The sequence below is a fragment of the Enterococcus sp. M190262 genome (genome assembly GCF_005843965.1).
GTDB classification, from domain to species: domain Bacteria; phylum Bacillota; class Bacilli; order Lactobacillales; family Enterococcaceae; genus Enterococcus_D; species Enterococcus_D gallinarum.
The window spans coordinates 2525001-2539102 of sequence record NZ_CP040461.1; the positions used below are offsets into that span (position 1 = coordinate 2525001).

Genomic DNA, 14102 nt, shown 5'->3' on the forward strand with positions numbered 1-14102 from the left:
GTGAGAGTAGGACGTCGCCACGCAAGTTAACCTTATATCAAATATTTGATATAAGGTTTTTTTTTGTTTAAAAGTAACGGAATCAGCGATGAGTCTGCCAAAAACATGTTGCAAAAAATTTAGGTGACTTAAAATAACTTTTTTTGCGAAAAAATGATACACTGTTTATGAAGAGTTTTTAGGAGGGATAGTATGACTGAGGAGCTTAAAAAAGAACAGGATCCAGTAGACAATGAACGTAACGAAACGTCGTCGGCAGTTCCATTTACAGAAATCAAAGAAGTCGCTTCAAAAAATATTGGTCAGATGCTTCAAGACCTGCAAGCGTTCGAAACAGCGATTGAAAAGGAAGACATTCCGGAGATTTATCGAATCTACAATGGCCGCCTGCACAAAGAATTGAAAGAAACATCCAATCAAAATCATGAAATCGATGAGTTGCTGGCGCGAAAAATCCATGACAGTTTTGTCGCTACTTTTCCATTCATGATACATGCCGATCGAATTTCACCTACGGTTCATTATTATAAAATAGGTGAATACTACCATGAACGTCCGACAATTGGCATTGATGCCAGTGTTCCAGAAATCTTTGTGATTCCTGCTATTGATGATGAGTGGCGTAAATTTCAACGCGGCAATCGTGATATGCTGACAGCCATTGAACAACAGATGGATAATTTAGACGCCAAAGCCATTGCGGCTCAATCCGAGATTCAAAAACTGCAAGAGGAGATCGATCGCATTAAGCGTAGTGAAAACGAGTTGTCAGAATCAAAAGGATTTTTTAATCGCGGAAAAATCGATGAGGAATTAGAAGCATTAGTCCAAGAACGAAAAAAAGTAGAAGCGAAACAAAAAGAATGGTCTCGCTATTCCCAAAACGAACAAGACGTGCTTCTTGAAAAAGAACGATTAATGCAGCAATATCACGCCTTGCGCTTAAAAAAGGCAATCGTCGAAAAAGAATTTCGTCAAATCGATCACTATTTTGGTTCGTTGCAAGAGATGAACGAACGATTGCAAGCTTTCTTAATGAGCTATCTAGGAGAGGAGTCGATCGCAGATGAATAATGAGGAAGAAAAAACGCCCCTAATGAAAGAACAAACAGAAGATGGGATTCGCGAAACAGCTACGTCAAAGAGCGAACTGGAAATAATGGAAACAAATGAGTGGGCAACCGCCGCTGATGAACTAAAAACAGTTGAAATAGAATCGGATGAGCTTGAAGCAACGGCAATTGATCAGGAAGACTTGTACCAACAATCTGCTGAAGAAGGCCATAGCGAAAGGCTAATCATTGACTCTACAGAGTCTGCAGAGCTTGAAATACCTGAAGCACCTGGAGAACCTTATGATGAATACTATGAAACGAAAGAAAGCGATCACCAAAGAATTGAAAGCTTGATTGAACAAGCAGAAATTGAATTAGCAGATTTGCGCTTACGCAAAGCCATTATGGAAGCTGATTTTGATGAATTATGTCATCACTACCAAACATTGATCATTGGCAACCAGGATATTTCAATTATCGCTAAAAAGACGTTACTGGAATACTATGCTTATGAATTCTTGAAACCCTTGCGATCGATTGGATTGATGCCAACCGACAACTACGATGTTTGGAAAACAAAGCACTTCTTGGTGAAGTTTCAATTAAATGAGGAAAAAGCAATGGATTTATATTTTAAATTAAATCCGATCAATTCTCAATATGAATCACAGTACTTGCCGCTACTCACGATTTATTCTGACACACGAGAAGTGCGGGTCAACGACCATCAAATCTTATATCTATTGCGGCAATGGTATACAGATAAAATATTTACGGTCAATCAATTGTCACTGTTTAATTACGATATCAATTTACTCTTAACTCATTTTCGCGCATCTTCATTTATGGTTTCACCAAGTCTCATTGATAATACGCAAGAACTTGCAGTGGATTTAGAGACTGAGTTTCCGATCACAACAGACATTTTGGACCAAATCTTTATTACTACGATGGAAAATCAAGACTATGATTTTGTCAAAGCAGAGTATGAAGACTATGAGATCTTCTTAGACAAAAAACAACGCTTGACGATTCGGATGGCTGATGATCGGACCCATTTGTTTATTGATTCAGATCGAAGAAAACGTTCCTTGTTAGATTTCTTCACTTCTTACGAATTTTTAGTTCCATTAGTAGTACCTAGTTATTCGCATTAAACAAGCATAAGAGCTAAAATAATCATCAAGGTTATTTTAGCTTTTTTTAGGAGAGGAGAATGATGTAATGTTGAATCGTGCGATCGGATTTTATGAGGGAATGCCTTTAGATAACAGCAATGTTTTTCAAACGAAAGATTTGGACATGCCTTCAATAGGAGCAAATGATCTATTGATAAAAGTTGAAGCCGTATCGGTCAATCCCATTGATGCGAAGCGTCGCCAAACGACGACAAAATCTGGTCATTTCGTGATCCAAGGATATGATGCTTGCGGAATCATTGAAAAAGTTGGCGATCAGGTCACAGAATTTCAAGTGGGCGACCCAGTGATGTACAGTGGAACAACACAGCGAGACGGGGCGAACCAGAAATATCAAGCGGTGGATGCACGCTTAGTAGCGAAAGTCTCTTTAGAAAATTTAGCGGAATGGGCAGCATTGCCTTTAACAAGTATCACTGCCTGGGAACTTCTATTTGAGAAATTTGGGTTGATTCCTAAAGAAAAAGCCAATCAAGGAAAACTATTGATCATCAATGCAAGTGGTGGAGTGGGATCGATTGCCGCCCAGCTGGCACATTGGTCCGGGCTTGAAGTATATGGCACTGCCAGCCCCACAAATCATGAATGGCTAGATAAAAATGGGGTAGCGCACCCACTCGATTACCATTACCCGCTACAAGATCAGGTTGAAACCACCTTTGACTATATTGCTGTCTTTTATGACATTTCCGATTACATCGATCAATTTGCTCAATTGATCCGCCCATTTGGTAAAATCGGAATGATCGTTAATACGCGCGGTCCATTAGATCTTAACCCATTTAAAAATATCGGAGTGGACTTTTACTGGGAATATATGTTTGCAAAAACCGATTATCAAGTGGATTTGGCTAGTCAAGGAGCGATCTTAAAAAAAATTGTTGATCTAGTCAATGAACAAAAAATCCATTCTACGATCACCACCTGTTTTGAAACAGGCCTGACGATCGAAAATTTGATTGAAGCAACCGCATTAGTAGAAAAAGGCAGTCCAGGGAAGGTAGTCATCTCCGGAGGATTCCATGAGTGAGGAACAAGAATTTTGGGATGATTTTGCGGCAGAATATGCAGAGATCCAGCAAGAATCACAATTAACGATTGCTGAGGATCTAGCAACATTTTTAAAGACAAACGGAATTTTGCCAATAAGCTCTTTTGTTGATTTAGCTGCGGGAAGTGGCCGCTATATTCCAGCGATTTTACCTGATACAAAGCGTTATCTGGCCATTGATTTTTCAGTGGAAATGTTGAAAGCAGCTAGACGTTATGTAAAAGATCCTCAACAAAAAGTAGACTTTCGACTGCAAACACAAGCAGAGTTTCTTGCTGATAAGACCACCTATCCCTTGATATTTACTGCAATGAATCCAGCGTTGACCGAGAAAGATCAGCTGATTTCTCTGGTAGAAAAAAGTCGTCGCTTATTGATTTTGCGGATCGTTCGGACCAAAGAAAATATCTTTCAACCACTGGAACAGAACGATCACAAAGATGAAAAGCTACTTTCTGTCTATAAGAAATGGCTTCTGGAAGAACAAATCAGTTTTTCTACTCATCTTTTTTCTTATGCTTATGAAGAAATCATTGATCGGGAATTTTTTTACCGCTATTTTCAACAGGATATTCCACAGTCAGAATTGCTGCAGCTAAGCCGTTCCCTTTTTGGAGAAAAGAAAAAAGCAATTAGTAAGACGGAGATCGATTATGAACTCCTAATCGTTTGAAGGCAAGCAGTTGTCCTGTATATTCAGGGACAGCTGCTTGCCTACTAGTGTCTATTAGCCTATCCCTAAATAGAGATAGCCGATTGAACCGATTATGAATAAGTAAAGGATATTCACCATATAGAACTTGTGTTGGAATCTTTTTTGTTCTTGAGGGAGAGCTTGCTTGATCAATTTGTAACCAATCAAATTCGCTAACGAAGCAATCAATGTGCCCAAGCCACCCACATTTACCCCCAACAAAACAGCTTTCTTGTAGGTTGTAAAAGGAGCAATCAGAATCGCTGCTGGGACATTGGAAATCACCTGAGAAAGGGTGATGCTGCCTAAAAAGGCTTGTTGTTCTTTTTGGAAGAAGGGTTGGATCATTTCAATCAACTTGTCTTGTTCGTTGATATTTCCGATAATCACAAAGAAACAAGCGAATGTGACTAAGAGACGGTAATCCACTGAACGAAAGAGCTCTTTTTGAAAAAAATAGACCACGAATGCTACGATCGATGCCGAGAGGACGAAAGGAACGACATGAAAGATTCCCAAAATCATCAGTGCCATTAAACCAAGATAAAGTACCGTGTATTTTTTCTCAAAAAAATGCGTGGTTTTTTTGATGATGAGAGGAGATGCTGGCAATAATTGAATGGATCCTACTAACAGAGTTAATGATAGGACGACCATCATGCCTGTCGTTTGCAAAAAAGTAGTCAAAGGTAAATTATAAAAAGAAAACAAGAAGAGATTTTGCGGATTCCCAAAGGGAAATAAACTGCTGCCTAAATTAGCGGCTACAATCAGGTAAACTGCGCCGAGAAGAACGCTTTTTTGTTCCTGAATGCCTTTGGTGATCAGAAGATACATAGGTAGTAAAGTCAGGATCGCCACATCGTTCGTTAGTACCATCGAGCTGAAAAAACTTAATAAAACAATCGTTCGAATCAGTGCTCGGAGAGAATGACTCTTAGAGAGCAAACGTTGACCAATGAAATTCAACAAACCGGCTTTTTCAAGCCCAATAATAGTCAGCATGAGACCAAACAAGGTCAAAATCACTTGAAAATCAATAAAGTGGACATCAAAACGTCCAAATGAACTCGCAACAAGCGCCAAAAAGAAAGAAATCGTAAATAATAAGTCGCTTTGGAAAAAGAAGAATATTTTTTTTAACATGCGTGCTCCTTTCTTTCAAATTTTACCATGGACTCTTTTAGAGAAGCAAAGAAATATTCTCGGTTTTGACATATACTGTGAAATCCTATCGCTCAATATGGTTGACAAACGAAGCGTTTATTGGGAAATTAGAACTAGACTGAAAAAGGAGCAGAATCGATGAATTTGATGCAACTATTAGAAAAAAATCAGCAAGTCCATTTTCAGATACTGACCATCTTCTTTCAGCATGGTTCAGAAATTTCCTATAAAACTCTTGCAAATAAGTTATCCATTTCTTCACCGACGCTCCAAAAGGAGATTCAGCATTTGAGTGACAATCTTTCTGTTTTCCATGCAGAGGCATTGTTAGAAACAAAAGAGAATGATCGTTTGCATTTAACATTACCGCTTGATTTTTCTATTCAGCATTTTTTTTATGCGTATTTATCAGAAGCGGTGGATTTTCAAATTATTGAATATCTCTTTTTCCATCGCGAAGGATCGACAACGAAACTCATGTTGGATTTGACGCTTAGCGAGGCCTCGCTTTTTCGTCATTTCAAATCGATCAATCACTTGTTGGAGGAATTTAGTCTTCAATTGAAAAATAAGAAACTGATCGGCGATGAGTGCCAAATCCGCTTTTTCTTTTATTCGTTTTTTTCGCAGAGTTATCCGTTAGCAAAAATCAATGAAACCTTTAAGAGTCCAGCTATTCGAAACTTGATTCGGGTGATTGAACAGCAACTTGGCTTATCAATTGATCCACGGAATAATTGGAAATTGGTCTTATGGTTTGGTTTGATGGAAGCCCGTTTCGATTTTAGGAGTTCCCAGCAACATGAGTCATCGAAAGGCCTCTTAAAACAAGTAGAAAATGATCCTACTTTTCAAGTGCTACGAAATATTTTAGGACGTTATCTCAGCCGTTTTGCCATTTCGTGGAGTGACTACGAAGCTGTTTACCTCTATTTGTTTTTGATGATGGAAGGATTAGTAGTCATGGATCACCAGCAGGACACTGATTCGGAATTTATGCTTGATTTAGCCGCTGAGAGTCAAGTATTGATGAAAACTTTTGCGGATGAATCTCTTGATATACAAGTTCATTATCCAGAAATCAGTCGTTTTTTAGCAATCATCATTCTTAGAGCACGCTACTTGAAGGGCGCGTTGACTTCATTTGCCGATTTTCCTCCGCATTTTTTGCGGGGAACCATCACGGAAGTAGCGAATCAAGCAGTTGAAACATTGGCACAAGCCACTGGGCCTTTTTCTGAGGAGAAACAGAGAAAGCTCATCCATGATTTGTCGTTTGTTATTGAATGGTTGCAAGAGAAACAACAAAAAGAGCTGAAAATCGGTGTTCTGCTGTCTCAAAATCAATTACGTACGGATGTTTTGCGGCGGTTTTTGGCCAAACAGCTTTCTGGGTATCCTTACATGCAGGTGGAAACTGCACTAGCAACCGATTATGATCTGCTGATTGTGGATCAACCGCAGATTGCCGAAAACTATCACTACAAAAAGCTCCTGGTCTTGACAGGTGTGATCGATCGTTTTGAAGAGCAACGGCTGCATCAAGTGATTGATGAAATTCGAAGGGAAAATCTTGAAAGTGAGTTGGAGAAGTTATGAGGATTGTCATTATTGGAGGCTCTCATGCTGGTATAGCAGCAGCCCGCCATTTAAAACAGATGGATGATAAAATTGAAGTGATCATCATTGAAAAATCCAATGTATTGGGCTATATCGCTAGCAGTTTGAACTTAGTATTAGAGGGATATATTGAGCGTCTAGAAGATTCCCGCACTGCTACTGCCAGTGAATTACTGTCAGAAGGGATCAATGTGATGCTCAATAGCCGCGTCGTAAAGATTGCAGCGGCAGAAAAAAACGTTTCTTTTGAAACATCAACGGCTAGTTGTGTCGAAAAAGACACGATCTCATATGATTATTTGATTTTAGCTATGGGGTCTAGTAATTTTCGGAATGCTTTTACGGAAGAAGTCAAAGAGCACATTACCACGTACAAAACGATTGCCCAGTCTCGAGCAGCTCTAAGCAAAGTACAGGAAGCCAAGAAAGTGGCCATTGTGGGTGCCGGTCTGATAGGTTTTGAATTAGCGGAATCACTAAGTGGACAGGATAAAGAGGTCTTCTTGATTGATCGGATGGATACTTTGCTTTTCCGTTACTTCGACCAAGAGATTTCTCAGATTTTGATCGAACGTTTTCCAGAAAATTTACAAATCTATCTGAACAGCAGCGTGGTCGCAGCAAAACAAACTGCGAACGGAGAGCTGGCGGGAATTGAACTTGCCAATGGGACTTTTTTGCCAGCGGATATCGTTGTCTATGCTGTCAATCCAAGACCGAATGTTGACTTGGTCGCTGACTTTCTGAAGTTGAACCCAGATGGGACGATCGACACCAATGAATTCTTGCAAACTTCCGATCCAAGCATTTATGCTGTCGGCGACTTAGTCTCGATCCCATTCAATCATTCAGACAGTTCACTCTATGTACCGCTGGTGACCAATGCGTATAGAACCGGTATCGTCGCGGCAACAAATATTTTGTCTGCAAAAAAAATCCCTTTTCCTAAAATGCAGCGCACAGTGGTCAGCAAGCTCTTTGGATATTTTGTGAGCAGCTCTGGAATCAATGAAACGGAAGCACCTTATTATGGCTTTGACGTCGATTCTGTCACACGTACGTTCCATGCACGTACGTTTTTCGAAGTAGAAAATAATTTTGAAGTGACATTGAAATTGGTATTTGACAAGGAAACACGAGTAATCATGGGAGGGCAGATCATTACAAGCGATCGCGGCAGTTTGGAGATCATCAATACGGTCTCTACGTTGATCACATCTTACATGACTCTGGATCAATTGGCTACGATGGATTACTTTTTCAATCCAACGATATCTTTTCCGCTGCACTTTTTGAATCAATTGGCCATCGAAGGTCTCTTGAAATCTCATGTGAATTAAATGTGTTATATATTAAAAGTTTTTTTATTCGATAAACCTACGTTAAGAGTAGGTTTATCTTTTTTTTTGCAAAAAGCCTTGTCATTAAAAGCGGAATCGCTTAAACTAACTAGAGAGAATGAGAATCGTTCTCATTAGAAAGGGTTAGTATATGAGAAAAATGAGTCTGGCCATTTTGCTTCTCTTGTTGATCACTGGGTCTTTATTTGTGGGCGCACATGACATGTCTCTAGCTGGTTTAATGGCAGGAGAAGAGAGTCATTGGATGATATTGCTGAAAGTACGCGTTCCTCGTACGATTAGTCTCTTGCTTGCAGGGGCTGTCATGAGCTTATGTGGAAAAATCATTCAGCATCTGATGCAAAATAAATTTGTTGCAGCAGACGTGATCGGTTTGACCGACAGTGCCCGCCTAGGGATCTTGATCGTCATGTTATGGCTGCCCAATGCATCTGGACTCCTGCGAACAACCGCTGCTTTCTTATTTTCTTATGCGGGAGTTTTGCTATTTTTATGGCTAAGTCGCTTGATCCCTAAGAAAGATCCGATGGTTTTGCCTTTAACGGGTGTGATGTTCGGGAATGTGATTGGCGCAGTCAGTTCCTTTCTTGCGTACCGCTTTCAACTTGTGCAAAATGTTTCTTCCTGGTTACAGGGGAACTTTGCTACCGTGATCGAGGGCAATTATGAATTGATTTATCTGACACTACCAATTTTTGCTCTTTTGTATTTCCTTGCCTATGAAATAACGATTGCCGGGTTAGGAGAGACAGCTGCAAAAAATCTTGGCATCAACTACCACGTTTTACGCTTGCTCGTATTTGCACTGGTTGCTTTTGCCAGTAGTGTGGTCTTGCTTTTAGTAGGCAGTGTTCCATTCCTTGGTGTGATCATCCCTAATATCGTTGCTTTATTTGCAGGAGACCATGTTCGAAACAACCTTTTTCTGATCAGTTTTTCCGGCAGTGCCTTTTTGCTCTTGTGTGATTTGCTAGCAAGGATTTTAATAGCCCCATATGAATTGCCGGTCAGCGTTGTAGCAGGAACGATTGGCGGTATTAGCTTTCTAGTCTTATTGATGAGGAGAAAAATGGTATGAGAATTATCCGGCGTTATATGTTCTTGTTCATACTCATCGGGATAGCTGTTGGCGCATACCTTACCTACAATACATATGGCAATTGGTCCTTCGCACTGCAATTACGGGGAAAGCGAATAGTAGCCTTTGGCTTAGTAGCAATAGCTGTCTCGTTTAGCACGATCACTTTACAAACACTGACACAAAATCGGTATCTGACTCCCGGTATCTTAGGATTGGATCAATTATATGTGCTGATCCAGACGATACTATTTTTCTTCTTAGGAGGAATCCGCATGTTGAGTCAGGAAACACCTTTCGTTTTTTTGTTTTCGATTTTAGCTACCGGGACATTAAGCAGTGTCATCATTCAGACCTTTTATAAAAAAGCCAATAATCAATTGTTTCTATTACTGATGGCGGGAATGATCAGCGGTACTATGTTCACTAGTATCAGTTCATTTCTTCAAGTCATCATGGATCCCAATGAATATGATTTGTTGCAAGGGCGTCTATTTGCAAGTTTTAGCAATGTCAATAGTCAGCATTTATTACTGGCTGCTGGAATTATTTTAATTGGGCTGATTGGATTATCGCTATTGATTCCAGAATTGAATGTTATGGTCTTGGGTGTTCGAAATGCAAAAAGTTTAGGCCTATCGGTTTCAATGATCCAGAAGAGTTGTCTTTTCTTGCTGTCTTTATTATCGGGGACTGCTACTGCTTTAGTAGGACCATCCGTCTTTTTAGGATTTGTCGTGGCAACGATTGCCTATCAGTTATTTCCAACATATAAACATGGCACATTGTTTGTTGGATCAGCACTTTTAGGGTTTTTATTACTAGTCGGCGGCCAATTTTTTGTTGAGCAAGTCTTTCAATGGAACACAACGATCAATACAGTGATTCAATTTTTAGGCGGAATCTTCTTTTTAGGAAAACTAGTCAAAGAAAGGAAAGGACAATGATTGAAACAAAAGGAATCGAAAAGAGTTATCAAGACAAGCGCGTGTTGACTGATTTGTCCTTGCAGTTGCCGGAAAATCAATTGATTGCCTTTATTGGTCCAAATGGTGCCGGAAAAAGTACATTGCTTTCGATTATCAGCCGCATGTTGGAGCAGACTACTGGAGAAGTTTATTTCAAAGAAAAGGAGATTCGACAATGGCGTTCGAAAGAATTAGCTAAGAATCTCGCTTTTTTGCAACAGAGTAACGGTTTTACGGTTGATATGACCGTAGAAGAACTGGTGTCTTTTGGTCGGTTTCCCTATAATCGGGGACGATCAACGCCAGAAGATGAACAAATCATTTCAGAATCATTAACACTTTTATCTTTAGAATCATTTCGGCAACGCTCGATCCATGCATTATCTGGTGGGCAGCTTCAACGGGTCTATTTGGCGATGATTCTTGCCCAAGATACCGAGTATATCCTTTTGGATGAACCGCTGAATAATTTGGATTTGAAACATGCCAATCAGTTGATGCACTTATTGGAGAAATTAGTCAAAGATCATGGGAAAACCGTATTGATCGTATTGCATGACATCAACTTTGCTGCCAGATATGCAGACCATATCGTAGCGATGAAAGAAGGAAGTTTGTTCAAAACAGGCACAGTTGCAGAAGTGATCCAAGAGCCTGTTTTAAAAGAACTTTATGACTTAGAAGTTAAGATAGTCGAAGTGGATGGACAGCGCTTTTGTTATTATTTTAATTAAGAGACCATAGGAGGAGTATATGAAAAAAATAGTATTTAGTTTGGCTGTATTGGTAATGATCACGGGGTTAGCAGGATGCGGCTCTCAAGAAAAAGGAGAGTCAACAAGTGCCTCAACGGCTGCAGCGGCGCCTGCCGAAATCGAAGTGACAGATAGTAATGGCAAAGTGACTGTGCCATTTTCACCAAAAAAAGTCGTTGTTTTCGATAACAGTGCACTTGATACAATGGATGCTTTAGGCGTAGGAGATCGTGTTGTAGGAGCTGCTACGAGCAATATGCCTGACTATTTAAAGAGTTATGCTGCGGTTGATTCTGCAGGTGGTATCAAAGAACCTGACTTAGAAAAAATCAATCAGATCCAACCTGATTTGATCATTATCTCTGGCCGCCAAAGAGACTTTCAAAAAGATCTGGAAGCAATTGCACCAACGATTTTTCTAAGTGTAGACAACGAAAACACTTGGTCATCGATCGATAACAACATTCAAACTATTGCCCAAATCTTCGGAAAAGAAGAGGAAGCCAAGAAACAGTTGACTGCTCTGCAAACAAGAATCGCGAATCTTTCTGAAACTGCAGAAGCCAGCAAGGAAAAAGCATTAGTTGTCATGATGAATGAAGGTAGTCTTTCTGCCTTTGGTTTGGGATCAAGATATAGCATTGTTTATGATACATTTGGGTTTACGCCAGTCGATGATACATTAGAAGCATCGACTCATGGGCAGAATATTTCTTATGAATATTTACTGGAAAAAAATCCCGATATTATTTTTGTTATTGATCGTACAAAAGCAATCGGTGGGGATACAAGCCAGAGTACGTTGACTGAAAATGAATTGGTTCAGCAAACAACTGCTGGAAAAAACGGGAAAGTGATCGAATTAAATCCGCAAGTTTGGTATTTAGCAGGATCTGGGATCGAATCATTGGACATTATGTTGTCTGATGTTGAACCGGCTGTTGCAAAAGATTAAAGGCTTGTTATCGGATAAGGATGGCTTAAATGAGAAACAGTTGCGAATGTTGGATGTTCGCAACTGTTTTTGTATTGAAAACAATTTATTCAATTTAAACCAAATTTAGTTTTTTTCAGGTATGCTAGGTTCAAAGGGAAGGAGCGGATTCCGAAATGCACAAATATTTGCTGGCGGCTGCCTTAGGTTTAGTACTGTTAATAGGGGGATTATTTCTTCGGGTAAACCTGATCCCGATCGCAGACTTTGAGCTATTGACTTTGGCAGAAAAAATTACATTACAAACTGAGGTGGGACTCGCGCCAAAGTGGGGGACAGTCTTAATGGGCAGCGGATTAGCTATTTTGTTGTTGGTTTTCATTTCCTATTATTGGCCCTCCAAACCGGGGCACAAAAACTATTTGGTCGGTGCGGGTTTACTTGCGCTTTGGATAATCTGCGTAAAGATGATTTTTTTCCCGCCTCAAAAGGAATGGGTCGAAGGGACGGTCATGAAAGTCTATGAGGATGGGTATGCATGTTTTCAGACGAAGAAAAACGCGGAATCCCGTTATTCATCAGATTTTGGTCTGTATTATTTCGAAAGCAGCGACAGTTGGCAGCTTCGAGAAGGACAGCAGATCAAAGTTTTAACAGAAGGTGGGAGTTTCATAAAATTTGATGAAGTGTTTTTACCGGTAATTGATGTTCAACCGTTAGCGGATGTTTCTCGGTCTCAAGACTGATTTAAAAAAAGAATCACAGATTTACTTTACCTGTCGTAGTAATTGATTTATAATTATTACGACAGGTAAAGTAATTTTAAGGAGGGGATCGAGTGATATCCAGCGATGGAATTCGGGGATACAATGATGCAATCATCTTATCGATTCTTTCCAAAGATGATTCCTATGGATACGACATTTCAAAACAGATACGTGAAAAAACAGATTCGCTCTATATCATTAAGGAAACAACATTGTATTCTGCATTCACACGTTTGGAAAAACAGGGATTGATCCGCTCGTATCCTGGAGAAGTGACTCATGGAAAGAAACGCACCTATTATCAAATCAGTGAGGCAGGAAGAGAATTTTTAGAAGTAAAAAAACAAGAGTGGCAGCAAACAAAAATTGTTGTTGAGCGCTTTTTACAAGGAGGAGCAAAATGAAAACCATCCGGGATTATTTAGATAGTTTGTTTTTGAATGTACCCACCACGCCAGAAACAAAGAAAGCCAAAGAGGATTTGGCTGCGATCATGGAAGACCATTACCATGAATTGATTGAACAAGGAAAGAGCGAGCATGAAGCAATCGGGGCTGTGATCAGTGAATTTGGATCAATTGATGAGTTGCTTCAAGAACTGCAAGTAGCGCAGTCAGAAGATACTGCAGAAGAAGCCTGGTTAGATGCTATTACAATCGATGAAGCCTTTGATTTTTGGGGGAAGATTCGCCGTTTTGCCTTCTCACTTTCTTTAGGTATTGCGTTATGTATCGCTTCTCTTGGAATATTTCTCTTTTTTGCCAATGAAATCGATAGTGGCTTAGGACTATTAGTCATGTTCATGTTTGTTGCATTGGGCGTGGGCTTTATTATTACCTCCGGCTTGAACTATTCTGCATCAAAACGAAAATTAAACGATCGTCCATTTGATCAAGAAGTAAAACAAGAGGCGCGGAAGCAATTGGAAGATTATGAAAAGAGTTTTCGATTTGGTCTGGTGCTAGGGATTTCTGCATGTATTCTGTCGGTGACGCCCTTTTTCTTGATGGAAGCTATTCTTTACATTCCCAGTGGTTTAGCTTTAGGACTGTTTTTTGCGGCAGTTGCATTAGGAGTATTCTTTATCGTCTATGTCAGTATCATCCGCACAGGATTTGCCAAAATGGCCGATGGCGTTTACTTTATTTCTAATGAAGATGAACCCGGACCACGGGCAGCGCAACACATTTATGGAGAATCCGCAGGAAAAGTTCGTTTTTTTAATACGGTCTATTGGCCAGTGATCGTGGTAGTTTACTTCCTCTGGTCATTTTCAACAGGAAGCTGGGCCTATTCATGGGTGATCTTCATCTTGGGTGGGGTTTTTCAAGATTTCTTTTTGCCTCATCAGAAAAATAAGCGCTAAGGAATTTCTTGAAATAGTTTTTGATAAACATCTGAAAGATCCGAGGTTCTGCTAGAGCAGAAGAGGAGTCCTTCAGGTGTTTTTCTT

At 39.9% G+C, this 14102-nt stretch carries 14 protein-coding genes and 1 rRNA gene (1 of these 15 only partly in view); 14 read left to right on the top strand and 1 reads right to left on the bottom strand.

All coding sequences use genetic code 11. The annotated features are described in order from the left end of the window. The 5 genes from rrf to FE005_RS11835 form a co-directional block, all read left to right on the top strand. Window positions 1–23 (top strand): 5S ribosomal RNA (gene rrf / locus FE005_RS11815); it begins 93 nt to the left of the window's first position. A gap of 169 nt (window positions 24–192) precedes the next feature. Then, complete coding sequence (locus FE005_RS11820) at window positions 193–1074, top strand: hypothetical protein (protein ID WP_003126748.1); 882 nt, start codon at window positions 193–195, stop codon at window positions 1072–1074. Beyond that, entirely contained in the window at window positions 1067–2212 is a 1146-nt protein-coding gene (locus tag FE005_RS11825) for a hypothetical protein (protein WP_254696985.1), read from the top strand. Before FE005_RS11820 ends, FE005_RS11825 begins: the two co-directional genes overlap by 8 nt. Before the next feature lie 67 nt (window positions 2213–2279). Beyond that, the gene (locus tag FE005_RS11830) at window positions 2280–3284 is read left to right on the top strand and encodes a zinc-binding alcohol dehydrogenase family protein (protein WP_003126746.1); all 1005 of its coding nucleotides are present in this window, start codon (window positions 2280–2282) and stop codon (window positions 3282–3284) included. Then, window positions 3277–3978 carry a class I SAM-dependent methyltransferase gene (locus tag FE005_RS11835; RefSeq protein WP_081132072.1) on the top strand — a complete coding sequence of 234 codons (702 nt, stop codon included), beginning with the start codon at window positions 3277–3279 and terminating at the stop codon, window positions 3976–3978. The genes FE005_RS11830 and FE005_RS11835 overlap by 8 nt, the downstream gene beginning before the upstream one ends. Window positions 3979–4032: 54 nt before the next feature. On the opposite strand, the gene FE005_RS11840 is transcribed toward FE005_RS11835, so the two are convergent. Beyond that, window positions 4033–5145 (bottom strand): SLC13 family permease, encoded by a 1113-nt coding sequence (locus FE005_RS11840; protein WP_138371835.1) that lies wholly within the window; start codon window positions 5143–5145, stop codon window positions 4033–4035. Between the two features lie 159 nt (window positions 5146–5304). Between FE005_RS11840 and FE005_RS11845 the strand changes: the two genes are divergently transcribed. The 9 genes from FE005_RS11845 to FE005_RS11885 all read left to right on the top strand — a co-directional run bounded on the left by FE005_RS11845 (window position 5305) and on the right by FE005_RS11885 (window position 14015). Then, window positions 5305–6765 carry a helix-turn-helix domain-containing protein gene (locus FE005_RS11845; protein WP_138371836.1) on the top strand — a complete coding sequence of 487 codons (1461 nt, stop codon included), beginning with the start codon at window positions 5305–5307 and terminating at the stop codon, window positions 6763–6765. Next, window positions 6762–8126, top strand: coding sequence for an FAD-dependent oxidoreductase (locus FE005_RS11850; protein WP_113849745.1), 1365 nt, complete (start codon window positions 6762–6764; stop codon window positions 8124–8126). Before FE005_RS11845 ends, FE005_RS11850 begins: the two co-directional genes overlap by 4 nt. A gap of 151 nt (window positions 8127–8277) precedes the next feature. Continuing rightward, a complete protein-coding gene (locus tag FE005_RS11855) occupies window positions 8278–9225 on the top strand; it encodes an ABC transporter permease (protein ID WP_003126740.1) in 948 nt (315 codons plus the stop codon). Between the two features lie 5 nt (window positions 9226–9230). Then, window positions 9231–10172, top strand: coding sequence for an iron chelate uptake ABC transporter family permease subunit (locus FE005_RS11860; RefSeq protein WP_171917500.1), 942 nt, complete (start codon window positions 9231–9233; stop codon window positions 10170–10172). Further along, the gene (locus FE005_RS11865; RefSeq protein ID WP_003126738.1) at window positions 10169–10927 is read left to right on the top strand and encodes an ABC transporter ATP-binding protein; all 759 of its coding nucleotides are present in this window, start codon (window positions 10169–10171) and stop codon (window positions 10925–10927) included. The genes FE005_RS11860 and FE005_RS11865 overlap by 4 nt, the downstream gene beginning before the upstream one ends. A 19-nt stretch (window positions 10928–10946) precedes the next feature. Continuing rightward, complete coding sequence (locus FE005_RS11870) at window positions 10947–11903, top strand: siderophore ABC transporter substrate-binding protein (protein WP_003126737.1); 957 nt, start codon at window positions 10947–10949, stop codon at window positions 11901–11903. Window positions 11904–12058: 155 nt separating this feature from the next. Then, the gene (locus FE005_RS11875) at window positions 12059–12628 is read left to right on the top strand and encodes a hypothetical protein (protein ID WP_003126736.1); all 570 of its coding nucleotides are present in this window, start codon (window positions 12059–12061) and stop codon (window positions 12626–12628) included. A gap of 92 nt (window positions 12629–12720) precedes the next feature. Next, window positions 12721–13053, top strand: coding sequence for a PadR family transcriptional regulator (locus FE005_RS11880; protein ID WP_003126735.1), 333 nt, complete (start codon window positions 12721–12723; stop codon window positions 13051–13053). Then, complete coding sequence (locus FE005_RS11885; RefSeq protein ID WP_138371837.1) at window positions 13050–14015, top strand: permease prefix domain 1-containing protein; 966 nt, start codon at window positions 13050–13052, stop codon at window positions 14013–14015. Before FE005_RS11880 ends, FE005_RS11885 begins: the two co-directional genes overlap by 4 nt. Window positions 14016–14102 lie beyond the last annotated feature (87 nt).